The sequence below is a fragment of the Mesorhizobium quangtriensis genome (assembly GCF_040081925.1).
GTDB classification, from domain to species: domain Bacteria; phylum Pseudomonadota; class Alphaproteobacteria; order Rhizobiales; family Rhizobiaceae; genus Mesorhizobium_K; species Mesorhizobium_K quangtriensis.
Genome location: NZ_JBEBMF010000004.1, coordinates 567,658 through 589,958 on the forward strand (window position 1 = coordinate 567,658; position 22,301 = coordinate 589,958).

A 22,301-nucleotide genomic window follows, 5' to 3' on the forward strand; every position below is an offset into this window, starting at 1 on the left:
GGAACGAGGCCGTTGGCCAGGCTGCTTCAATTCCCCCAATCCCAGAGGCGGCCGGGCCTCCTGCCGCTGGTAAAATGAGACAGTTCGATTGGAAGGCCCTGATCGAAACCTTTGTCTCCGGAAGGATGGACGGTCCAACCTTCGAAAAGGCGTTCCTTGATGCTCGCAGGGCAGAGATCGAAGCCGGGATATCAGAGCGATTTTCAATCGACCTGTTGTTCTACGAAGTCGATGCCTATTGTTCCGACCCAACTATGATGGGTCCAGACGATATCGATGTGGAGCAGCTGCGTATCGAGGCGCGCAAATGCTTGGCCAGATGGGGTGAACCTTGGCCGGAGATCTGAGGTGCACGCGGTCCCCGACCTTGCCTGCATAGCGAAACTTTGTGCTAGGTCACTGCCATGGTTGAGATACCTGCTGAGGTGCGAGCGTCACGTGTTGAGCTGCAGTGTAACGAATCCGTCGCCTCAGCGATTGCTGGGATAGGCAGAACCGAAGACATCCGCTTCTCCCCGAACAACAACTGCTTGGCGATTGCTGGCTTTGCCAAAAACAAACTGCTGTGCCTGAAAGTCGAAATCCAAGCTGACGCTCGCGGGCCAAGCGTGTCGGCGCACAGCTTTATGGAAATTACCTCCGACGGCATCGAGGATGCGCATGGGCTGGACTTCATTGACGACAAGACCCTCGCGGTAGCAAACCGGAACGCGGATGTAGCTATCGTTCGGCTCCCGGAGCTTTGGAATGAGAATTGCCATGGGACGGCCAAGGTCTTGCGGAGGATCAGCGGCCCGAGATGGCGCAGGATATCGTCGCCGGGCTCGTTGGTCGTCACGCATTCGCCCTTCGCGCAATTGCGATTGCTGGTCTGCAACAACTATGCCCGACGGGTGACCGAGCACATGGTTTCTCCCCTACTAGGCTACATCAGTTGGAAAAATCGACCGCTCTTGCGTGAAGGTCTCCACATCCCGGACGGGATCGCTGTCAGCCCCGACGGAAGATGGATTGCCGTCAGCAGTCATGGAACAAATGACGTGAAGATTTTTGATGGATCTACACGACTCGACAAGCGCGCCAAACCCGCAGCCGTTCTGATGAATGCAGGCTATCCGCACGGATTGCGTTTTACCAAGGATGGCCAGTTCATAATTGTCGCTGATGCAGGCAGACCAACCGTCAACGTCTACAGAGGTCGCGATGGATGGACGGGAGAATACCCCCCTTTGAAGACGATTACGGTGCTAGACGAAGAGACCTACTTGCGGGGCCGCAATAACCCGCTGGAGGGCGGGCCCAAAGGTCTGGACATCGATAAATCGGGGAGGGTTCTCGCCATTACGTGTGAGGAGGAGCCGCTTGCCTTGTTCTCGTTGCAATGTGTGCTAGCCGGCAGCGTGACCAGCCCTGCGACGCCCGCCGTGATCGGGGCAGCCTTACGAGACTAAGCAAGCTCTCACGATATCGGCATGAGCAGCTGAAATATCGTCGCTGATCAACGAGCAATCTTGGATCGCGCGGATCAATGAAGCCTCAAGGTCGCACACCGGCTTAATTTTCCCATCGAACCTCTTTTGGAGTGCGCGTTTTGAGTCGAGCTCATAAAACTCGTTGAGACAAACCCAAGTTGTGCCCCTGAGGTAACAGGACTGGGGTGGAAGAAAGAAATTGTGAAACCTGTCAGCCGGCTGACAGCCGAACGTCGTACCGCGACCGTGTTGCTGCGAGGTTGTTTTGACCATCACAGACACCGTGCCAACCGTGCCAAGGATTACGAAGAGCTTTTCGCCCGTTTCACCGTCGTGAAAGACAAACTCTTCATCAAAGAATACCGACCCCGGGTTCATTCGGCAGCTTCTCTAGCAGCTCTTTTCGCTCATTCGCTACGCGCAGTACCGCCTCTCGCTCATCGGCTCTGACTGCGAGATCGTACGGTATCTCCGCCTGTTTTTTGCCCTCGACTTCGTATATTTGGTGCCAAGGCAAATTCTCTAGGTGTGTTGCCTCGACCATATCGTCGGCCGTCGCGGTATAGTGCTCCTTGGCTAGTCCGTGCATCAAACGCATTTCGCGCTTTGAGAAAAGTGAGCCTGAAAAAGCCCTGCTGGGGGCTATTGCAAGCATTTTACCACTCTTCGTTTCCTTCTCTGCGATATGCACAGCCTGCGCCAAATCTTGAGGGGGGCTTTCGATTTGATCGTGGAGAGTGACTGGTACTGGCCCCATAGGCCAAGCGTGATACCTAAGGCCAGTCACACTCCGGCCAGTCTGCTTGAAGTGCTCAAAATCGAGAAAATACAGAAGCTTGTAGAGCTTCGTCTTACCTAGCTTGCGCGTGTTGTGAGCAAAAAAAACGATCACATCGATCAGCTTCTCTCGCTCGTGAGTAATGAGCATGCCGGGCGTCCTTCCCCCAAGAGCCGGTTCGAATCAGTGTAACACAAATCCGTAAAGGCGGAGTATTGTTCCGATTTCTCGGTAAATGCGGCGCATTCAAGACCAGTTCGTTCGTTCCGCATCAGCGAACAAAGCCCGACAAGAAGGCAGGATACATCGAGTTCTCGCGCTGCAATTCCCGCGCGATCTCAATGCTGGGCGTGCGTACTGAATCGATGAAGCGGCGGGCGGTGGCCTCGTCCATCCTCTCTACCGTGCCTGCCTGAAGCTGCCGTTCCAGCACATTGGCATATTCGGCGACGGGCATCCCAACGCTGGTTTCGATCTCGCGATCCAGAGCATCCAATGTCCCAACGATGTGTTCGATGCTCATGTTGACATAGGCATCGCCTGGAGCATGTTTCTGCTCTAGCCGGGCAAGGCGTGCATTCAAGGTCATGGCGATCGCGCCTCCTGTGCAGCGACAGATGAAAGGACTTTCAGCATGGCCGGGCTGAGAGTATCAGCGGTTGGCGGGCGACCGTCCACGCAGGCGCTCACATGGTCGATGGCGGCATCCAACTCCTCGTCGGTGAGTCCCGTTAGGGGATCACCTGGGCGGTGCTTCTGTTCAATGCGTGACAGGCGTGCGTTCAGGGTCATTTGGTTGCCATCCTCTGTTCAAGGGCTGCGACACGCTGGGAGAGGTCGCTGGTCTCGATCGCCTTGCGCTGGGCGTCGAGAAGGCCGACGATCAAGGCACCTTCATCCGGAGATAGATCGCCCTCGGCAACCTGCCTGTTAATGCCGGCAATGGCGTCGGGCAGTTCCTCGGCCGATTTCACGTCGGGAAGGCTAAACTGAAGCCGGGCACCCTTCCGTGGCGGCCAGACGCGTTCGAGGATGGTCCTGCCGGCCTGGCTGTCACCTTCCTTCGCCTTGTCGATCATCGAGCGAACAATCTCTGTCGCTTCGCCCTCCGCAAGAGCATCCAGGGCGACGCACACCTTTGAACGCGAGCCTTGCTTGCGGCCGCTCGGGTTGCCCGACTGTCCCGGCTTGAAGCGGGTGTCCTTCTTGTCGTCTTCCTGAGTCATATGCCTGCTTCTCGCCTGCCTTGGCAGGGCCTCAGTTTGCCTGTCCGGTGGTGATGGTGCTGATTGCCTTCTCACCCGTCGATCGTTCCAAGGCTTCTACCGCGCGAGAGATGTGCGCCCATGCGTAGAGGGCGAAGATCGAAGCGTTGGAGCCCTTGGGTGTGGCCTGGATCGTCTCGGTAAGGAGATGACGGGCGACGGATACGAGCGCCAAAGCGTCTAAGGGTGTATCCGCGTCGGCGGTGAGAATGTCCTCGAAGCTGCCGCTGAAGCCCGGCAGATCGATATGGTCCAGGATGGAAGGCAACTTCACATGTGCGTCTGCCGCGTTCATTGCGTTGCCCCATGGTGATGAAGTAGATTCCCAGCCATGACGCGCGATCTACAGATGATGCTCTTTGCCGCTGCTGCCACGATTGCCGGCAACATCGTCGCCGCGCTCGTCATCTGGCGTGTGATCGAATGGAAAAAGACGCGAGACTGGAAGAACCTTCTCGCACCGATCGGGATTGGCGTCTGGGTGGTTGCAGGCGCATATCTTGCAGTCTCTTCAGACAATAACGCCAATCGCATCTTCGCGCTGATGATCGCGGCCGGGATTGTTGGTGCACTGTTATCGGCGCGTGCCATCTTTGGGATCGTCCGATACACGAAGGCAGAAGCAGCGCTTGGCGATGACCCCCAGTACACGGGATCGATTCCAGATCTGCTGGCTTTCGGAGTAGTGCTCGTTCCCGTGCTGGCGGTCGCATTTTTCATCTGAAACCGGGTCATGGACCGCCTACCGGGCCGACGGTGATTTCCAGAGGCTGGCGGCGATCCTGGCCGAGAATGCGTGGTGGCGCGGCCGGAGGCATGTCCGCAGGTTGCGCAGACTGACCGGCTCCAGCGACAATGCCGCCCTTACGCATCACGTCGCGCACCATCTGCCAGTTCTTGGCCGAACGCTGGTTCTTCATTGCCATCGTCTGCATGCGCGTGATGATCTGTTGTGCGATCTTGGGATCGGTCGTGGTGAGGATGTTGGCCAGCTCCTTCGCGGTGGCTTCATTGACGACGACGGCACGGCTTAGCGCCTTGCGAACGACCGCCATCGCAGCACCACGAATGCCTCCTGTGGCGAGGCTGCTGAGCAGAGCCTCGTCCACGTCCTGTGCATCGGCCGCATCGATGACCTGGCGTGCGGTACTGCTGTTACCCTTGATGGCGTCCTTGGTGCGGGTCTTTGCTGCTTCGCGCTCCATCGCCTCTTCGAAGGCGCTAAACGACCCCTCATCGGGGAATGCTGCCTTGAGAACAGCCCGATGCTTTGGCGAGCCGAAGATGGCCTTCGTGGTGTTGACGCCATCACGGACACGCAGGATGCGATCAGAAAGAGCCTTGGAAAGGCCTAGCCGAGCAAGCTGCTTGTCGCCCTCTGACATGTCCGCCAGTTTGCGGCGGGCAAGCTCCGGGTCAGCGTCGAGTAGCTTCTTGCCCTGCTCGACCGAATCCAGCGACTCGGAAGCCGAGGAATACACCCTGCGAGCCGCAGCATAGTCCGGGTTCACGCGGTCGATTTCCTCCAGCATCTCGCGCTTGATGCCCGACACGATGCGGCCGAGATTGGAGAGCTTCTCCTGACCGTTCGGGAGAATGGTTTTCTCGCCGTCAATAATGTCGTCCAGCGAACGCTTCATTAGATCCCACTGGCGGGCATCAGGTGCGCTTTCGATGGTGTAGGAACCGTCATCCGCAATGCGGGCGAAGAACTGCTTGGAGGGAATGCCTTCGGCCTCGCCAAGGTCGCGCGCCCCTTTCAGCGCATCGCGCATGACCTTCCCACGTCCAAGTAGGCTTTCGAGCTTGCGCGTGAACGGAACCGGTGTTTCCCAAGCCTTCTTGTACAGTGGGTCGGCGGCGGCCTGCCTCTGTGCGATGATGTCGTCTATCGTGCCAAAATAGCGCTCCGGATCGTCCAACCCTTTCTGGATTGCACCGATGATGCGTTCGGGCTGGGCAAGTTGGCGGTCGTGAACGGCGGACTGGATTTTCTGCGCGCCCTGACCCGGAATGTTGGTGGCGTATTTGCCAAGCCGGTGAACGTTGTCGCCGGCTACATCCATCAACATCATCGAGTCGTCGCCAGCATCGATGGCCTCCTGCATCTTGAGGCCGGCAGCTTCAGGGGTCACGCCATCGCGGGACAGCGCACGTTCAGCGAGGCGCATGGCATTGCCTGTCGGGTTGACCACGCTACGCATTGCGTTGCCTATCGGCTTGGTTGTGGCGGCGCGCATGAAATTGTAGCCGCCGCGAACCCCAGCCATCGTTGCTGGAATAGCAACCCCGATAAGGGCACCCTTCCAGGCTCCATCAAAGCCGGTGGCCACACGGTTCTCAAAGTTTCCCTCGCCGCTACCGAAGCCATAAGCGCCACCATACACGCCGCCCATTAGTGCGTTTTGAACACCGCGACCCCACCACGTTGCGGCGGCTCGTGGTGCGGCGGCGACACCGGTAGCAACACCACCGCCGACCTGACCTGTCGTTCTCGCTACTGCATTCGTTTCGGCGTCGTAACGGTCTTGTGCGCGCTGATAATCGAGGTTGCCGCTGTAGTTTCCACGCTCGCCGGTCAAGCCAGTGACGGAATCGGCAGCAGCAGCAATCTCATCTGCAAATCCGAACGACGCGGTATCCGCAGCACCACGAACAGCGGCATCAAGAGAAGCGTTGTCACGGCGCATGCGATCGACGGGCAGGCCGATGGCTTTGCCTGCGTCGTAGAGCGCGTTCCCCACACGCTCCATGGCGCTCAGTTCGGTGCCCTGCAATTCGCCACGACGTGATGCAGGGATAACCCTCCCACCCTTCGGAGCAGGACCGCCGAACCTGTCGGCATCGAAGAACTGAGAGGTGTCAGCCTGCTGCGGGGCTTCTGCCGCCTGCGGAGTGGCGGCTCGATACCGCTCCCAAGGCTTTGCAGATGGTGCAGCTTGAGAAGCTGGAGCGGTTGTCTTGCGATATCGCTCCCAAGGCTTGCCCGAACCGTTTGCCACAGCAGGAAGAGGACGGCGCTCTATGTCGCCGCGCCCCTCGCTGATGGCCTTGGCAAATATCGGATCAACTGACTTCGACGTGGTATCCGGTCCCCACATCGCAGCATCACCGCCACCGATATGCAGGCCCCACCGATAGTGGCCAATACCGGGGAACTTGCCTGCCGCGTTCTTCAGGAACTTGGAATAGATGTCCTTGTGGTCGCCGGGAAGAATGTCCTTACCGTCGAGCGTCAGGACGATGTCAGAGGTATGCGCATGTCCCGTATCGTCAACATCATGACGCGTCGAGCCGGTGCGTTTGCCTCCGCTTCCTTTCGGTGATTGTCCTGCTGACACAATCCGTGCTCCGAGACGCGGATCGGTGGCGCGCAGCACCATGTCGAGATCGGCCAGATAGCTTTCTGCTACCGGCAGGTCTCGTGTCTTTCCTCTCGTGGAGTTCTCAATTCTCATTCGAGCAGCTCCCAGCTTGCTTCGTCGCCGGGATCGCCACCGATGTAGCGAAAGCCATCCTGCTCTGTGCCTATGTCGATGCCGGTGTTTGTCTCGCTCTGGTTTGCCGGTGCGACGTTCTTCAGTTCCTCGATACGCTTGACTGCCTTTGCTCTGTGCGCCTTTGCCAAATCCAGCAGGCGATCAATGGCCTGCTTGCGGACCTTTGGCGGCTTGCTGACATCGCCGATGATATCCATGAAGATGCCGAGTTCCTTGTCAGTCGTGGCACCCTTCAAGGCCTCCGACATCGCAGTCGCTGCCTCGCCGGTCATGATAGCCTGATACTCGGAGGTCGCTTCCGATCCATCCTTGTCGGCAACCAAATCTGGTATCATCCAATCAGCCGTCTTTGCTCCGGCGGCTCCGCGCATACCAGCGCCGAAGCCGGAGAAGGCCTTGTCATTGAGTTCAAGCGCGCGTTCCAACTGCGAGATGCTGGAATCGATGCCAGGTAGCGCATCTTCCGCCTGATGGACTGCCTTCAGTTCGGTGGCGGAAAGTCTAGGGGGCTTGTTGGCCTTGTCCTGGGCGACCTTCACGCGGTCCCGATCAAGATCGAGGCGCTGCCGGTTGATGTCGAGATTGGCGGCGGCGGTCGTGAGTTCCTTGTCGAAGCGTTCGAGCGACAACTGGAACTCGCGATCTTCACGAGCTTGGCGAATTCGCTCCGTGGCTGAGATGGAAGAATCCACCAGCAGGCGCGCCATTTCGGGCTTCCCGCGATAAGGCTTCGTATCAACGCCGAGGCCGGACTGGTCCAGAAAATCCAACCCTTCTTCCCACAGTTTCGGGTCTGCCGTCCCGTCGATTTTGCCATTCATTGCGCCGAGGCCGATGGAGCCGAGCAGGTTCATCAATTGCAATGCTTCTTCGCGGCCCTGCTCACGCTGCTGCGTGGCCATGTTCTGACGCGTGGCGTCCATGTTCAGCGAATTGATCTGCTCTCGCTGGGCAGCATCCCGACCGCGAATGAAGCTGTTGGCTATGTCGGGCGTCTCGACCCGCAATGCGATGCTGTTATCGACCACTATCAGTTGCTCCTTTGCATGGCCGAGAGCGCGATAACCTCATCGACAACACGATGGCCAAAGCCGGTGGGAAGGGGCTCGATGCCAGGAAGACGCCCTGCACGCGCATCGGCGATGATGCCCCCGATCGGACGGCAGGCCTGCTTGTGACGGCTCCATAGCGCCATGAGTGTCGTCTCGCTCACGCGGCGACCCTCTGGGCTGCTTCCGTCGCCGTCTCGCGAACGAAGTCGGAAAGTGTCAGGCCACGACGGCGCGCGATCTCGATCAGCTGGCGCTTCTCGTCGCTGCCGACGCGCACCTGGATCAGCTCATTCATAGGTTCGGAAAAGCGCATGTCAGTCTCCAAATCACTGGAGACGAATATAGCGATCAACTGCGGCAGATGTAAGGACAAAAATTAAATAAGATCAATGTGTTATGGCTTGTTCGTAGGTGTCCGCGACTGTCCGCCTGTGTCCGGCATTATCAGCGCATTTCCCTCAGAGAGTTGCTATAATGTTCTCCAAGCGAGTCGGGGCGACATCACATGAGCGACGATGATATTGAGCCTGTCCACTTGGTTGAAGACGGGGAGACCGGCGACCGGTTCCTTGTCTATGGAACCGACAAGGGCCTTCGCCTCGACATTCGATATGAGGGTGACACTCTCTGGATGAGCCAAGCTCAAATCGGGCAACTGTTCGGACGAGACGTATCAACGGTATCCCGGCACATCGCCAATATCTTCGATGAGGGGGAACTGGACGAAGCGACTTCTTTGCAGAAAACGCAAACAACGACCGGCCGGCCGGCAACGCTCTATAATTTGGACGTGGTGATTTCAGTCGGTTACCGCGTGTCGTCGGCGCAAGGTACAATGTTTCGGCGTTGGGCGACCAGCATTCTGGTCCAGTTTGCCAAAAAGGGCTTCGTTGTTGATGCCCCACGCCTCAAACAACCGGAAAATGTAGATCGAGTCGCCGAACTTCGTGAGATAATCCGGGACATCCGCTCAGACGAGGCAAACGTCTATCGCGAGCTCCGCCGGATTTGCGCTATGTGCCAGGATTACGACGGCACAACTGAGGCTGCGCGCGAGTTCTATCAACGGACACAAGCGAAGCTGGTATATGCGGTCACGTCGCACACACCCTCGGAAATCATCGCTACGAGAGCAAACCATAGATCCGAGAATATGGGATTGCAGACATGGCCGAACGATAACATTAGGAAGACTGATGTCGTCGTCTCGAAGAACTACCTTGCCGATGGGGAAATCAAAGAGCTCAACCGCCTCACAACCATCTTGCTCGACATTTTCGAGGATCAGCTCGACATCGGGAGGCTTGTGGTGATGCAGGACGCTCAAACCCTGCTTGAACAGCAATTGCTCCAGCTTGGGCGGGCAGTCCTTCGATCCGGTGGCTCTGTAAAAGCCGGAGACGCAAGGCGTACCGCTGAAGCGCAGTACGAAAAATTCGATCGGCAGCGAAAGCTTGAACGCCATCAGGATGCCGATGAGCGCATCGGAGCCTTGGCGAAAGAAGCCAAGGCCTTGCCCAAATCGTCGCGCCGTAAGCAGTAAGTATTCTGCGTGGCAGCCGACAATGCTGCCTCGTTGGCGGCGTTGGCTTCCAATCACCATTCATCACGGCAGCGCTCCGATGATGGTGAGAACAACCAGGGCGATGGAGGAGATAAGCGCGACGTAGATCATCGCCTCCTCCGGCGTTTCGCCGACAGGGCCATGAACTTTGTCTTCCTCGCCAGCCATCGAGCGGCCGCATCTCGGTCCAGCCTTTCTTTCTCGTCAGCGATGGAAGTGCAAGGTTGCCGGCGACGTTTCGCCTTTTCCCAGTTGAGAGGCGGGCTCATCGTATTGCTCTCCAAAAGGAAGCGGCAAAGGAAGGGGTTCCCGTCTCCGAGAAGGCCGTAAATTTGCGGGATTTGGCTCCAAAGGAAGGGAATACATATACCCCCCCCTCCCTTCCCTTCCTTCGCTTCCTTTCGACAGGACAAGTGAGGGAAGTGAGGGAAGGAAGGACACCCGCTTTAAGTGGCGTCTCGGAGCTACTGAGGCAGGCGGTATCGTCCATGCTCTAGCTTCTCCAATTCGTTCTGCTGGACCATCTTCCGCATGAGGTACTTGACGTTATCGGCCTTCATTTCGGTGGCCTCTGCCACGTCCTTGGGGCCGGCTTCACCAAGCTCTTTCATGGCTTCGAGGATGAGCTTTCTTTCCCTGCTGCGGCGAACCTCGTCGGCGTCACCGAGAAGGCTCCAACGCCCGCTGGTATCGAGCTTCACGGCGCTCTCAATATCCTCGATGTCGCGTCCCCTGCCGGTCAGGATTGTTCCCTGCCCATCTCGGGTGAGGACCATGACGGCATCGACGCCACCTGTTAGCCCGGTAGTTCCGGAAACCATGTCCAGGGGGTCGTCGGCGTCCTGCTTGCGGGTGTGGTGAACGATGATGATTGCAAGCTGCAATTCAGCCGCCAGGGCAAGGAATGGCGACACGGCGCGATAGTCTGCCTCGTAGGGGTTATCTTTGTTCTTTGCCGGCGGGCGGACCTTGGCGAGCGTATCAATCACCACAAGCCGAGGATTGGAGCAGGAGCGCGCCCAATCCCTGATTGCGGCAAGCCCGCCATCGTCTGTACGCTTCATGGTGGTGGTGAGCGTCAGCCGCTCGGGCCACGTGTCACCAGCGGGGATAACCTGCTTCATTCGGCGCTGTAGCCGGCGCGCGTTGTCTTCCAGGGCTGCATAGAGAACGTCGCCCTGTTTGCATTTCTGAGAACCCATGGCGTAGCCGCCGATGGCGACGGAAATGCACCAGTCGAGAACAAGCCAGGACTTCCCTAGCTTGGGCTTCCCGGCCAGCAGGGTCGCGCCTTCAGCCACATATCCGGGGATGACGTATTGCAGCTCATCGAACTGCATTTCCTGAAGTTGGGCAGCCGTCATGCTAGGCGACGAGCCGGCTTCTATGTCGCGCCCGTCTGGGCCTAGATTAATACAGCCGCGATACGCGTCATGCATTAGGTCAGCGGCAATCAGTTCGTCAGTTGGGCGCGTCAATAAGACCTCCCATTCTGACGACGCCATGCCGTCGCAGCATCCGCGATATAGGCCGGAACCGAGTCAAACCCTGCGACCCGTCTGCCACTCCAGAGTGCAACAAGCGTGGTGGCGTCGGAGGCCAGATGGGCGAGGGATGGGCATTCCAGCCCGGCGTCATCGAGCCAATAGACGCTCTGCACGAGAGCGCCAGCGGCTACACGGAGGCAAAAGACGGCTTTCGCTGTGGCGAGGTGTTCGGAAGTCGGCAGAGGCAAATGTACCGTCATCACGCCACCTCGCACTTGAGGCGGGCATGCTCTGCCTTGTGATGTTTCCGGCATAGCCAGACGACATCCATCGGACGATCATAGTCAGGGTGATGCGCCTCGGCGGGTTCGACGCCGCACACGCAACACGGCTCCGGATGGAGCATGCCCATCTTGAGAGCACTGCGCAGCGCCCTTTGCGCCCACACCTTTTGGGGATTGCTTTCCCTCCAAGCTTTCTGGGCCTCAAAGGGCTTCTTCTCGACGACCTCAGACATGCGCGCCTCCCATGCCTGAGAGGTGCGCGACCAGCCGCGCCGTCTCGATGCGCATGCTGAACCGCGTCAATAATTTCGCGGTCGCATAGGTCTCGGACGTTGCGAGATTCGAGGCTTTTTGGTATGAAGAAGGCACCACACCTTTCGACGATACCGGAACGGTCAGCCCTGCCAGGCTGGCCGTTTTGCTATGTAGCTCCATGCTCGCACCTCACGCCGCAACCGACGTGGATTTGCGACGGTGTGCATCGAGCCATGCGTCCAGATCAGTGATGTCATAGACGACGGTACGGCCGAGTTTGATATAGGTCGGGCCACCGCCGGTCAGACGAAGCTTGTTGAGGGTAGAGGCGGAAGTGCCGGTATATTTGGCCGCCTGATCCGTGCGCAGCTTGGTGCGCTGGATAGTGGCTTTGGGTTGGTCGAGTTGCTGCATGTTGGTTCCTGCAAGTTGCTGCCACGCGGGCAGTCACCGCGAAATTGCGTGTGATGCAGGAAAACGTAGTAACGAAGGTTGCGTAAGTCGAATTACGCCGCAAAATCAATATGTTAATCCGGCGTATCTCGGCGTAAGCCCGGCGTAAGGAATCGATAGTTTCGGCGTAAGGCGAGCTAGCCTTTGTATCTCGGCTTTCGGCCTTCAAATTTATCCCAGAACTTACGAATCGGCTCCCGCTTCACGTTGGGGAAGTGATGTTCTGCATCACCCTCGAAAGCCTTAAGGCTCCCGGCCACCTTGCCGGCCTTCCACCTGTCGGTGAAGCCAAGGAACCACGCTTCCAAATCCGCTGCTGGATAATCGCGAGCAGCCTTTCGCAGATTTTCGATGCGTTTGGCTCCCGGTTTCGATTTTCCCCGGAATGCTACCAACTGCTCTTTGGGGATCGTGATTTGCACCCAGCGCGCTTCATTGTCCCCATCGACAAAAATCGACCCGCCTGCGCTTGATGTCCCGGCATCCAGAAGCCCCTTTCTGTAATCGCACAAAGCGACCCAATAAATGCTATTTCCGGGTTCGGAGGACGCGTATCTCCAAACGCTGGCGTCGATGTAGCCGGGCTCTTGGGCGGGCACATTGAACCCTTCTGCGACCAATGTTCCTTTTCGCAGCCCTTCCAGCAAGCGCGTTGTCCCCCGTTCAAAGATGCTGAGATTTGGATGGTTGTCGTGGTCAGCCGCACGATACGTGATCGGTTCATCTCCATTTTCGATGAAGATGGCGGCAGAGTAGAGGGAGAGCCGCTCCGAGCTGAAATCTATCTGAATGTCGTATGGATTGTGCTTCGGAGGGAATATCGTCAACACTTCCTTCACGGAGAACGTCAGGTCTTTCAGTTTGGCACCCGCGCCATTTCCAACCTGGAATTGTATGTGCTTCCCGACCTTGGTCACGTGCAATTTGCACTTCGGACTGAAACCCGATGCAGCCAATAGCTTCTTCCGAATTGCTTGCGTGAGCAGGCTCCACGCGTCCTCTGCGTCCAATTTAGAACCAAACGAGTGAAGAATCGGGCTCGTGTCTTCCGCGCGGCTATCCCTTACGGCACTCCGTTCGCGCCGAGCGATCCACACGATTGTGTCCGTCAAGCTCCACTCTATTTCGTCAGTTACTGATTCTTCTTCCACGCGCGCCTTCCGCGAACATCGCCTTTGTGGACCGCAGGGAAGCCGGCAGGCGTTCGCCGGATTGTCGGATGGCCGTCCTATCCCTGCGGTTTCTCGTATCCGCCTCAGCCCTCCTGGCGCTTCAGCGGGATGATTTCTGCACTTTCTCCGGCCTTGGGCTTTGCTTCGCCCATGGCACCGGCAATAGCTGCTCCGATTGCATTCGAGGCGCGTCGCAGCGGATCGGCATCGAGATGAGCATAGCGCTGCGTCGTTGCAGCCTGAGTGTGGCCGAGCAGCTTTCCTATGATGGGAAGTCCAAGCCCGCCCCCTGCCCCGAAGCTGGCGAAGTTGTGCCGCAGATCATGCAGACGCAACCCTTCAAGCTTGGCTTGCTTACGCACCATTTCCCATGGCCGCTTCAAGTCCGAACGGGGCTTCTCGTCATTCTCGCCAGCGCTGGCGCCTGCAATGACATAGGCGCCGACATGAGGAAGCGTGGATAGAATTTCCATCGCGGGGGCGTTGAGAACTATGGCCTTCTTGCCGGTTTTGGAATCCGGCAGCAGCAACAGCCCGCGATCGAAATCGACATGATCCCATTTCAGGGAAAGGATTTCGCCGACACGCGCCCCTGTGAACAGAAGCAACCGGAGCGCTGCAGATGCAAATGGATCGATCGTCGTGGCCTGTCGCTTTTTCGGGACATGCTTCGATTTCTTGTCTGTCTTGATTACCCAGGGAACGCCGTCCGTCTCTGCAAGGCGGATCGCAGCGCCAAGCCGTTCCATTTCCTTACCTGTCAGAAAGCGCTCGCGACTGTCTTCTGAAAATCGCTCCACTCCCGCAGCGGGATTGTGTCCCTCCGGCGTCTCGCCATGTTTGCCGCCCCACTGGTACATTGAACTGATGACGGCAAGAACGCGGTTCGCCTGGAACGGAGTCCCTGCCAAAGAAAGATGAAGCTTTGAAACGTCACTGCGTGTGACTTCCCGCGCCTTGCGCTTGCCGATCACCGGAACGACGAGACGGTTCAGAACATCCTCATAATGATCAACAGTGCCGGCCTTCCGCTTCGTCTTAACATGCAGTTTCAGGAAATCGTCAGCCAGATCGGAAACGGTAGGGGCGAGACGTAGAGACTTCTTTTCCCGCTGCGGATCGTCTCCAAGACGGACCCTCGCTCTGAGGGTATCGGCGAGCTTTCTCGCCTCGTCGGGGGTGATCTTGTCCGCCGCGCCGAGTGTGACGCGCCTAGTAACAGCCCGCCGGCCGCCCTCGGCGCCCTTGTATTCAAAAATCCAGCTCTTCTGGCCGCTGGGAAACACGCGCAGGCCAAAGCCCCTGATCTCGGAATCGAAGACGGTATAGCGCAGGGCGTCAGCCGAGGATTTGTCCACCACCCGCTTGGTAAGCTTTTGTTTTTCGCGCGTTGCCATGTGTTCTCCCGAAACGGCCATTTCGGTTCTGGGGCGTCACCGGGGCGTCACGCAGAATGGAAACGCCGCGAAACCCCAGGAAAGAACATACCATGAAACAAATTCAAATACAGCACTTTATGGAGCGCTCCGGAAAGCTGTGGACACAGCCTGAAACTTGGACCCTGAAATTCCTAATCTGTAGGTCACAGGTTCGATTCCTGTCGGGATCACCAACTATTTCAATGCCTTAACTGGCTATCAACATTGAATTGTACACATTGGCGTCCACATGGCGTCCAACGGACAGCACAATCTTGTCCATTTGCGTCCAATCCAGGGACAATGATTGGCGAGCGCTTCAGGCCGTTTCGTCGATCGCCAATACTATCCGATGGAAGCTTTTGACGGCCTCGACGATGGCGCCGCGATTGTAGTGTTTGTCGGTCACACGATGGTCGGTGTGCTGGAGAAGTGCCGAAGCTATTCCCATTTCCCTGCCGGCATTGTGTGCGACTGTAAAGACTGCACAATCGCGGAAGAGATGCGGATTGACGGCAATCCCCAGTTCCCGCCTCGTCGTCTCAGTGATGATCGCACCGACATAGGTGTAGGCCACCGCTCCTCCGGCAGTGGAGACCCACAACGCGTCGCCGGGTCGTAGGAAGGCCGGTCGATAGGTGTCGATCCATTGATCGATGATCGGGGTTAGGATGGTGGGCAGCGGGCGTTCATCGGCCCGACCTGTCTTGGTTTCTTCGCTCGCAAGCATGATCCACCACTGATCATCGATCTTGCGAAGCTGCTTGCCGATCTGGATGCTGGCAAAGTTCTTCAGGCGAATGGGGCAAAGCGCAAGCATGGCGATCATCAGTCCATCGCGATGCAGGCGGGCCCTTTGTAGATTCGTCCCGTTGGTGGAAGCTTTGGCGCGTTCCACCAAATCCAGACCAAGCTCGAGGAGCCGCGCGGAAGAGACGATGCGCGCTACCTTGCTGCGTGGGGTGATCTGATCCTCTAGCTCGGCCACCACTTCCTTCAGCCACGCGGTATCGGTTCCCGGCGCGAGAAGGCGAGCCATGCGTTCGATCCGGCTGAGATAATTGTAACGGGCAATCGAACCGACGCGCGTCTGCAGTTCTGCGACAAAGGCATCCATGATCGCCGGCGTGACATGGCCTGCGGCGGCGGCTTGAGGATCGAAACGGCTCGTGCGCAGGCAAAAGTCGAGCAGGTAACCATAGGCCCGCGCATAGGCCGTTCGAGAAACCGGCTTGATGCCGCAAGCGCTGCCGCCCTTGAGAAGGCGCAGTGCGGGCCGGCAGGCGTCCTGCCAGGCTATGCGATCGGCGACAGGCCATTCGTTGACCGGCAGGGTTTGATATGTAGCCCGCATGATACCCTCAGCCTCGATGTCGCTTTGGTTTGCAGGGTTGAGCATCGTCAGGCGGCAGCATCGCGGTGACGATCTGGCCAAAACGCTCTGCCGCCGAGAGCGACTCGAGGCCTATGTAAAAGCTTGTCGTAGTCCCAAGCGATTTGTGACCGAGAACGCGACGAACGAGTTCATAATTGCCGCGATCGGTGCGCAGGATCAGGGCGGCAGCCGCGTGGCGGAACTGATGCGGTGTGATTGTCAGGCCGATTTCGCGCGCGATCCGCTTGGTGATCTGGCCACCAAGCGTCTTCATGTCCTTGTGGCCGCCAGCCTCGCCTGGAAACAGGTAATCGTGATTGTGGCTGCGCATCAATCCCGGACGATGATCGTGGATAAAGGTTTCGATCATCGCCGTGACCTGTGCATTCAGCGGAAACTCCAAGGGTTCTTCGTTCTTGACCTCATTGGCAGCAAAGATCAGATGAAACGCTCCTGCCGGACCGTTAGGGCGGATGAGGTTGTGACCGATCCGGATTGTCGCAAGGTTGCGCATCCGCACCGGCGCCATGGTCAACAGAGTTATGGCGACGGCGAGTTGGGCAGACACGGCCGATTTGATCGGCTGCGTTCTGCGAAAGGCATCGGCCCCGGCCAAGATACGACGAGGCAATCCAACGACCTTCGCCCAGCTGTCGGTCGCCAGAACCTGGCGAATCAGCGTCATATTCTTGTCGGTCAGGCCCGACCGACGATGCTCTTCCAAAGTGGCGCGCATGTCCTCCAGTCGCCTCAAGCTTTCACCGTCTAGCTCCGTCTCGCTGCGGGCGAGATCGAGAAACAATGTTGCGAGGTCGATCGTGTAGATGCCCGGTTGTTCACCATCGGTCCGCCAATAGGCATCGATGATCATCTCTGAACGATCCGGGTGCAGCAGGGCCGCAAGCGAGGACAGCTCATCAATTGGGATACCAGTTCTGGCTGCCATTCGTACGGCCGCCTTCAGCTTCCGTTCAATGAGATTCAAGGTCGATTGCTTGCAGCCGCGCAGTCTCCGTCCAGAAGCGGATTCGCGCGCTCGTGAACGCCGCTTCAGCACGGCCTCAATATCGCTGCGCAGTCCGGCAGGAACCTGATCCCACGGCAGACCGTCATTCGCACAAATGGCTGCCGGGACGCTTAGCGCAACGTCCGGCCATTCCTTGATTGTCTCGGCATGCTGGTTGAAGTGACGCGATAGCGATCGGATCGTCGAGTTGCGCAAAGGCCTGAATTTGGTTTCACTGCAATATGCAACATAGGCAGTGAGATGCTCGTCACCGATGCTGCCCGGCTCGACTCCTTGCATGCTCAGGAACCGAAAGAAGGGCGAGATCAGATCGCGGTGATGACGGTTTCCAATCAGAACCAACAATTCCCGATACGCCGCCGTCATAGCCGCTGCACGACCCAGCCCGCCTCTACAATCCTTGAACCAGTTCAATGCCGCTTTGGCGTTGGCCCGGTGATTGGCGAATGTCTTGTCGTTGACGCCGAGCCTGGCCGGATGAAGGGCCAACACCTGTTGACTGATGCCCGATATGCGCGCCGGCATCGTCGGCATGGGTCGGTCAATGTACTCGGCCATTTTGCGAAGCGACGTCGACCAATGGCGCTTCCGGCCATCGCTGAGGTGATCGTCGCTCGCAATAGCCTGTAACACATCCGCAAAAGACGGTTCGCCGATTGCCGAGTGCGCGGAGAACGGGTGTCTGGGATCGACATGTTTGTTCATTGGGACGGGTCCTTCGCGGCTGCAGATGGATCAGGATGGACAAGGCATTCTGTACTTGGAATTTAGGAATACTATACAAGAATACAATCCATATTTACGCCAAACAGTAATCCTAATACTGAAATCAATATGTAATAACTTCTCGCACCCGATGCATAATACAATTCATGGTTGGACATAGCTTCACATCCACCTGAGCAGTGACGAGTCCCTGGCTAGGACCCGTACTGCGTCGTCGAAGCGTAGATCCGTTCCTCAACCCACTTGTCCAAGTCGGATTTGCGATAGAGGACCTTGCGGCGGCCAAGACGGACGAAGGGTGGCCCCGTCCCGGAAACCCTGAGCTTGTCGAGATAGTTCTTCGAAACGCGCAGGTAGTTGGCTGCCTGCTCCACGATCAGGTATGGCGAGTTCAACTTCTCTTGCCTGTCGCTTTCGTTCGGAGATTTGGGATGTCCGTTGTCCGCTGGGACAAGTGCTTGATCGGCTTCCGTGGTCATTGGGCAACCCGAGGTTTGATAAAGTTGCCTATGGATGACGAATAAAGGAGTCACTTGGGAGCCGGAGCAAAGTGGCTGGAGCGCCCCATCTAGAAATCGGGGCATGGCCCGTCTCGTATCGGAACAGCAGCTACGAAAGGCGGACAAACGGAGGCGCGTGGCTGACTGGCTGTTTTGGGGCCGTTAGTCGACCGACCGCTTCTAGCGACGCAGCTTGGTAAGCTGTCATTTCGATCGAGCCGATCGGCACCTGAATGCTGGACCGAAAAAATGCCCTGCAACTACTCGACGCATTTCGTGCTAGCCTTGTACATACAACACGGACGTCGGGGGGACGATATGAACGGCGGACTGAGAACTCGCAAAGTCATCGCTGCGCAACAGCGTTACACCGAGACCAAAGCACGCGATCAGAACCTAAACCTATTCGTCCCTGAAGCCTTCATCCGCGGAATTAGGCATATCGGATACAAGAGCAATCTGGAGGCGCTCGCTGAACTCGTCGACAATTCGATCCAAGCCTATTCGGAACGGGTAGATCTGCTCTTCAACTTCGCGAGCGACGGATCGGCTGCTAGGCCGACCCAACTGGCCGTTGTCGATGATGGACATGGAATGGCACCTGCAATGTTGCGGTTCGCCATGATGTGGGGCGGGACTCACAGAGAGAATGATCGCGAAGGTCTGGGAAGGTTCGGATACGGGCTCCCCTGCGCGACCGTCAGCATGGGGCGCCGTTTCTCGATCTATTCGAAAGTTGACCGCGGCGCGACCTACGTTGTCACTCTTGATCTCGATCTGCTCGATAGCGACGCATATCGGAACAGCGATGGCGAGTTGGAAATCCCACCAGCGCGTCGCGCCCATTTGCCAGACTTTGTTAGCGACGCACTGGCGCAAAGCCATCCGGGTGGATGGAAGTCCGGAACGGTCGTGGTCATAGACAAGTTGGACCGCCTGAACTGGACCACGGCTGCGGGCCTGCGTCGCAATCTGGTCCGGCATTTCGGGGTCGCCTATCACAAGCTGCTTCGGGCGACGTCGATCTACATCGATGGGGAAAGGGTCCGTCCAATAGACCCGCTGTTCCTGTCCCCTGACGCCGAACTATTTGCCCTGGACGAAGATCACGCTCATGCGCTCGATCCGGTCACCATGACGATCGATGGTGAACTGGGTGACGTGCGCGGATCGGTTACACTGCGGTATGCGTGGCTGCCGCCTTCTTTTGGCGCGACCGATAAGGGGCGCGACGCAATCGGCATCAACGCCAATTCACGCTTCCCCATCCTGAAGCACTATCACGGCATCATCTTCAGCCGAAATGGACGAATCGTGGACATTCAGGGCCGGACGCCGTGGACCACGTTCATCAACAACGATCGATATATCCGAGTTGAGATCGAGTTTTCTGCAGGCCTAGACGAGGCGTTCGGTGTCACCACTGCGAAGCAGCAGGTGTCGCTCTCGCGCGAGATGTGGGACTGCCTTCGCGCGGCCGGCTTGCCCAAGGCAATCGAACATCTGCGGCACAAGGTTCGTTCTGCGAAAGCAGAACGCACAACTGCCTCGAGGCCTGCCGTCGCGTCGACCTCCAACTCGGTCCTCGTCCCTCCCTCAGGCACGACACCTCATGCAATCGAACCTGCCTCCCCGCTGGATGTAGAAGTTCTGGTTGGCCGCATAGTTCGAGAGTTTACGCCTGAAGCCGCCCTGGATAGTCTCTTGGCGAAGATCCTTGTCCGGATGAGGCTCGGTCGCGCTGAACACGCCGCAGACTATGACAGCTTGCTAAGAGAATGGGCTTCCGACATGCGCGCCGGCCACCTGCCGGCTGGCGCCGAGGCGCCGAAAGTGACAATGAAGACGCGTGGGCGGTCGGGGAGGGGCAGTCATGGCAGATTATGAGCTTGATCGGTCGAATTTACGGCCTTTCACGCCGTTTCTTGCCCCCGACGAACGTGAAGAACTCCACGAGCTTCTCAACTTTACTGGACCGACACCTCCCGGTTTCGCGCAGAGTCTTCGCAAACTTGCCCGGAGATATGTGGACGAGGGCGATAGCACCAAGCTGCGCGCCATCTGCCTGCTCGTGGCGGACCTTCTGGATCAAGGGTGGCATGTCGCTTTCGAAGGAAATGGGCTGCATTTCAAAGCGCCTGGAATCGAAACAAGCCCCGACCAGACTGTCGACGATATCAAGCTTCGAATTCGATCCGCCCTCCAGGTCGCTCGCCGTCGCCAGTTGTCCGAACCCTCCGTGGCGAACTTCATCAAACGGATGGAGCGGCGGACGCCGCGACAGCCAGGCGTGCGCAGTTCTGTGCTCGATCTCATCGATGATGGCGCAGCGTTAGGACGCGATCTGGAAGCGATCAATCAACTGCCGGTGGCCGACCGCGATGCAGCTCTCGCACGATTGATTGATCCGGTCGTCGAGGTTTGCCAAGCGGGAGCGAAATGTTCTGAGACTGGGCTGCCGTTGAACGAAATCTGGCGCTACTTCCGTCATACCTGGGCGCACGAATATCGTCCGATTCCCGGGCGCCAGTTGCTGGTCTTGATCAGAAACGCCGCGCGCCCAGGACGACCCGTTATCGGAATCGCGATGCTGGCAAGCCCCGTCATGCGTCTATCGGCGCGAGACAACTGGATCGGCTGGCTGCGGGAGTCGACAGAGGCAAATCTCCGGTCCGGCCTGTGGGACCCAGCATGCCTCGCCGAGGCTTTCCTCGATCGACTGAATGCGTCGATCGACGAGGTCCGTTGGGACGACCTGGTGCGGCCGGACGAGATCGAAAGCCCAAGCGAGAATACGATCCTGCGCCTCGAGCAAAAGGCGTCCGGAGCCGCGTATGCGCGGGATCTTGAGTTGAAGGTACACTACCAAACCAGCCTTCAGGAGGGGGATCGGGTCCGCCCGATGCGGGGAGCCGTCAAGGTGGTCGGGTCTGACACCGATTGGGTCAGGGCTTCCGAAGACCTGCTCTTCGTGCGGAAGAGAGCCGAACTGCTCGCTCAACTGCTGTTCGCAAAGCAAATGTTTCGGGCGGCCGACCTCGCTTCGGATCCCTCGTCCGCCCTCGACCAACTTCTTTCCGCAAAAAGCGGACAGCGTGCCATCGACATTGTGCTGGCCGAGTTTCGAAAGGCTGGCCTTTCCAGCCGCGTGGCCGACGTGAGCATCTGTGGAGCTATCGCTCCTTACAATGAACTGCTTGGCGGCAAGCTCGTGGCCCTCTTGCTGGCGTCCAAGGAAGTCCGAGATCATTATTCCAAACGTTACAGCGGTCAGGTGAGTGTGATCGCGTCGCAGATGGCTGGACGAGCGATCTCGAAGCCTGCTGACTTGTGCGTCCTGACGACGACCAGCCTCTATGGGGTAGGATCGAGTCAATACAATCGGCTCAGCCTCCGGGCCGTCGAGCACGAGGGTTTGACGCACGAACTGCGATGGGACTCGATCGGGCGGAGCAAGACCGGTGGCTTTGGCACGCTGCATCTCGGCCAAGATACCGCCCACGCCCTGCGGCTAATGGCGCAAAACCTGCACACCTCTCGCCGCGTGAATAATCGGTTTGGTGAGGGAACAAGCCCGCGCCTGCGACAGATCAGGGAGGGGCTGGACGCGCTAGGCATCGCCAGCGATAGTATTCTTCACCATGCCACTCCGCGGCTATTCTACGCCTGCGAACTCGGTGCGAGCTCGCGAAATGCGCTGATGGGCCTGACATCCATCGAGACTAAAGCCTCGTCCGCCGCTGCGATCTCGGCAGCCTGGCGGCGTCGATGGCTGGATGGTCGCGCTCGGCGTGATGCGACTATCGCCGCCGTGAAGGTCCTCGGCCCGGAGAGCGTGCAGCGCAGTTTGGACACCGAGCCCGTGCCCGACCTGCTAACTGCGCTCGGCGAGTAGGGACAATCGGAGTGAAATTTCTTAGCCTTAGGTGGCAAAGAATCAAAAAGCTAAAGGGGCCGGATAAGCCGGGGTAAT

25 protein-coding genes are annotated in these 22,301 nt (G+C 58.1%); 6 read left to right on the plus strand and 19 right to left on the minus strand.

The window, feature by feature from the left end; genetic code table 11:
* The first annotated feature begins 74 nt into the window (after window positions 1-74).
* Both ABMA32_RS22325 and ABMA32_RS22330 read left to right on the plus strand, forming a co-directional pair.
* Window positions 75-347, plus strand: a complete 273-nt coding sequence (locus ABMA32_RS22325) for a colicin immunity domain-containing protein (protein WP_349015926.1) — start codon at window positions 75-77, stop codon at window positions 345-347.
* Window positions 348-404: 57 nt separating this feature from the next.
* Window positions 405-1,451: a beta-propeller fold lactonase family protein gene (locus ABMA32_RS22330; protein WP_349015927.1), complete on the plus strand. Its 1,047-nt coding sequence runs from the start codon at window positions 405-407 to the stop codon at window positions 1,449-1,451.
* Here ABMA32_RS22330 and ABMA32_RS22335 read toward each other — a convergent pair.
* The 6 genes from ABMA32_RS22335 to ABMA32_RS22360 all read right to left on the minus strand — a co-directional run bounded on the left by ABMA32_RS22335 (window position 1,440) and on the right by ABMA32_RS22360 (window position 3,810).
* Window positions 1,440-1,850, minus strand: a complete 411-nt coding sequence (locus tag ABMA32_RS22335; RefSeq protein ID WP_349015928.1) for a hypothetical protein — start codon at window positions 1,848-1,850, stop codon at window positions 1,440-1,442. The two genes, ABMA32_RS22330 and ABMA32_RS22335, sit on opposite strands and share 12 nt — an antisense overlap.
* Window positions 1,825-2,400 carry a Panacea domain-containing protein gene (locus ABMA32_RS22340; protein ID WP_349015929.1) on the minus strand — a complete coding sequence of 192 codons (576 nt, stop codon included), beginning with the start codon at window positions 2,398-2,400 and terminating at the stop codon, window positions 1,825-1,827. Before ABMA32_RS22340 ends, ABMA32_RS22335 begins: the two co-directional genes overlap by 26 nt.
* A 121-nt stretch (window positions 2,401-2,521) precedes the next feature.
* Entirely contained in the window at window positions 2,522-2,839 is a 318-nt protein-coding gene (locus tag ABMA32_RS22345) for a hypothetical protein (protein WP_349015930.1), read from the minus strand.
* A complete protein-coding gene (locus tag ABMA32_RS22350; protein WP_349015931.1) occupies window positions 2,836-3,042 on the minus strand; it encodes a hypothetical protein in 207 nt (68 codons plus the stop codon). The genes ABMA32_RS22345 and ABMA32_RS22350 overlap by 4 nt, the downstream gene beginning before the upstream one ends.
* Window positions 3,039-3,476 (minus strand): DUF5681 domain-containing protein, encoded by a 438-nt coding sequence (locus ABMA32_RS22355; protein WP_349015932.1) that lies wholly within the window; start codon window positions 3,474-3,476, stop codon window positions 3,039-3,041. The genes ABMA32_RS22350 and ABMA32_RS22355 overlap by 4 nt, the downstream gene beginning before the upstream one ends.
* Before the next feature lie 31 nt (window positions 3,477-3,507).
* Window positions 3,508-3,810 (minus strand): hypothetical protein, encoded by a 303-nt coding sequence (locus ABMA32_RS22360; RefSeq protein ID WP_349015933.1) that lies wholly within the window; start codon window positions 3,808-3,810, stop codon window positions 3,508-3,510.
* 54 nt (window positions 3,811-3,864) lie between these two features.
* Between ABMA32_RS22360 and ABMA32_RS22365 the strand changes: the two genes are divergently transcribed.
* On the plus strand, window positions 3,865-4,239 hold the full coding sequence (locus tag ABMA32_RS22365) for a hypothetical protein (RefSeq protein ID WP_349015934.1): 375 nt from the start codon (window positions 3,865-3,867) through the stop codon (window positions 4,237-4,239).
* 7 nt (window positions 4,240-4,246) lie between these two features.
* Here the strand turns inward: ABMA32_RS22365 and ABMA32_RS22370 are convergent, their stop codons facing one another.
* From ABMA32_RS22370 to ABMA32_RS22385, 4 genes are all read right to left on the minus strand, one after another.
* Complete coding sequence (locus ABMA32_RS22370; RefSeq protein ID WP_349015935.1) at window positions 4,247-6,898, minus strand: hypothetical protein; 2,652 nt, start codon at window positions 6,896-6,898, stop codon at window positions 4,247-4,249.
* Window positions 6,899-6,969: 71 nt separating this feature from the next.
* A complete protein-coding gene (locus tag ABMA32_RS22375) occupies window positions 6,970-8,043 on the minus strand; it encodes a hypothetical protein (protein ID WP_349015936.1) in 1,074 nt (357 codons plus the stop codon).
* Window positions 8,044-8,045: 2 nt separating this feature from the next.
* On the minus strand, window positions 8,046-8,228 hold the full coding sequence (locus tag ABMA32_RS22380; RefSeq protein ID WP_349015937.1) for a hypothetical protein: 183 nt from the start codon (window positions 8,226-8,228) through the stop codon (window positions 8,046-8,048).
* Window positions 8,225-8,380 (minus strand): plasmid mobilization protein, encoded by a 156-nt coding sequence (locus ABMA32_RS22385; RefSeq protein ID WP_349015938.1) that lies wholly within the window; start codon window positions 8,378-8,380, stop codon window positions 8,225-8,227. The genes ABMA32_RS22380 and ABMA32_RS22385 overlap by 4 nt, the downstream gene beginning before the upstream one ends.
* Before the next feature lie 192 nt (window positions 8,381-8,572).
* On the opposite strand from ABMA32_RS22385, the gene rhuM reads away from it, so the two are divergent.
* Window positions 8,573-9,610: a RhuM family protein gene (rhuM, locus tag ABMA32_RS22390; RefSeq protein WP_349015939.1), complete on the plus strand. Its 1,038-nt coding sequence runs from the start codon at window positions 8,573-8,575 to the stop codon at window positions 9,608-9,610.
* Between the two features lie 63 nt (window positions 9,611-9,673).
* Here the strand turns inward: rhuM and ABMA32_RS22395 are convergent, their stop codons facing one another.
* The 9 genes from ABMA32_RS22395 to ABMA32_RS22435 form a co-directional block, all read right to left on the minus strand.
* Window positions 9,674-9,799 (minus strand): hypothetical protein, encoded by a 126-nt coding sequence (locus tag ABMA32_RS22395; protein WP_349015940.1) that lies wholly within the window; start codon window positions 9,797-9,799, stop codon window positions 9,674-9,676.
* A gap of 296 nt (window positions 9,800-10,095) precedes the next feature.
* Window positions 10,096-11,136, minus strand: a complete 1,041-nt coding sequence (locus tag ABMA32_RS22400) for an AAA family ATPase (RefSeq protein ID WP_349015941.1) — start codon at window positions 11,134-11,136, stop codon at window positions 10,096-10,098.
* A 241-nt stretch (window positions 11,137-11,377) separates the two neighbouring features.
* Window positions 11,378-11,635: a hypothetical protein gene (locus ABMA32_RS22405; RefSeq protein ID WP_349015942.1), complete on the minus strand. Its 258-nt coding sequence runs from the start codon at window positions 11,633-11,635 to the stop codon at window positions 11,378-11,380.
* Between the two features lie 211 nt (window positions 11,636-11,846).
* Window positions 11,847-12,071 carry a helix-turn-helix transcriptional regulator gene (locus ABMA32_RS22410; RefSeq protein ID WP_349015943.1) on the minus strand — a complete coding sequence of 75 codons (225 nt, stop codon included), beginning with the start codon at window positions 12,069-12,071 and terminating at the stop codon, window positions 11,847-11,849.
* 176 nt (window positions 12,072-12,247) lie between these two features.
* Window positions 12,248-13,261 carry a hypothetical protein gene (locus tag ABMA32_RS22415; protein ID WP_349015944.1) on the minus strand — a complete coding sequence of 338 codons (1,014 nt, stop codon included), beginning with the start codon at window positions 13,259-13,261 and terminating at the stop codon, window positions 12,248-12,250.
* A gap of 104 nt (window positions 13,262-13,365) precedes the next feature.
* Entirely contained in the window at window positions 13,366-14,679 is a 1,314-nt protein-coding gene (locus tag ABMA32_RS22420; RefSeq protein WP_349015945.1) for a tyrosine-type recombinase/integrase, read from the minus strand.
* A 340-nt stretch (window positions 14,680-15,019) separates the two neighbouring features.
* Entirely contained in the window at window positions 15,020-16,054 is a 1,035-nt protein-coding gene (locus tag ABMA32_RS22425; protein ID WP_349015946.1) for a site-specific integrase, read from the minus strand.
* A 7-nt stretch (window positions 16,055-16,061) separates the two neighbouring features.
* Window positions 16,062-17,807: a tyrosine-type recombinase/integrase gene (locus ABMA32_RS22430; protein WP_349015947.1), complete on the minus strand. Its 1,746-nt coding sequence runs from the start codon at window positions 17,805-17,807 to the stop codon at window positions 16,062-16,064.
* A gap of 215 nt (window positions 17,808-18,022) precedes the next feature.
* Window positions 18,023-18,223: a helix-turn-helix transcriptional regulator gene (locus ABMA32_RS22435; RefSeq protein ID WP_349015948.1), complete on the minus strand. Its 201-nt coding sequence runs from the start codon at window positions 18,221-18,223 to the stop codon at window positions 18,023-18,025.
* 423 nt (window positions 18,224-18,646) lie between these two features.
* Here ABMA32_RS22435 and ABMA32_RS22440 point away from each other — a divergent pair, with 423 nt between their 5' ends.
* Both ABMA32_RS22440 and ABMA32_RS22445 read left to right on the plus strand, forming a co-directional pair.
* The gene (locus tag ABMA32_RS22440; RefSeq protein WP_349015949.1) at window positions 18,647-20,215 is read left to right on the plus strand and encodes an ATP-binding protein; all 1,569 of its coding nucleotides are present in this window, start codon (window positions 18,647-18,649) and stop codon (window positions 20,213-20,215) included.
* The gene (locus ABMA32_RS22445; RefSeq protein ID WP_349015950.1) at window positions 20,202-22,223 is read left to right on the plus strand and encodes a Druantia anti-phage system protein DruA; all 2,022 of its coding nucleotides are present in this window, start codon (window positions 20,202-20,204) and stop codon (window positions 22,221-22,223) included. Before ABMA32_RS22440 ends, ABMA32_RS22445 begins: the two co-directional genes overlap by 14 nt.
* The last annotated feature ends 78 nt before the right edge of the window (window positions 22,224-22,301 follow it).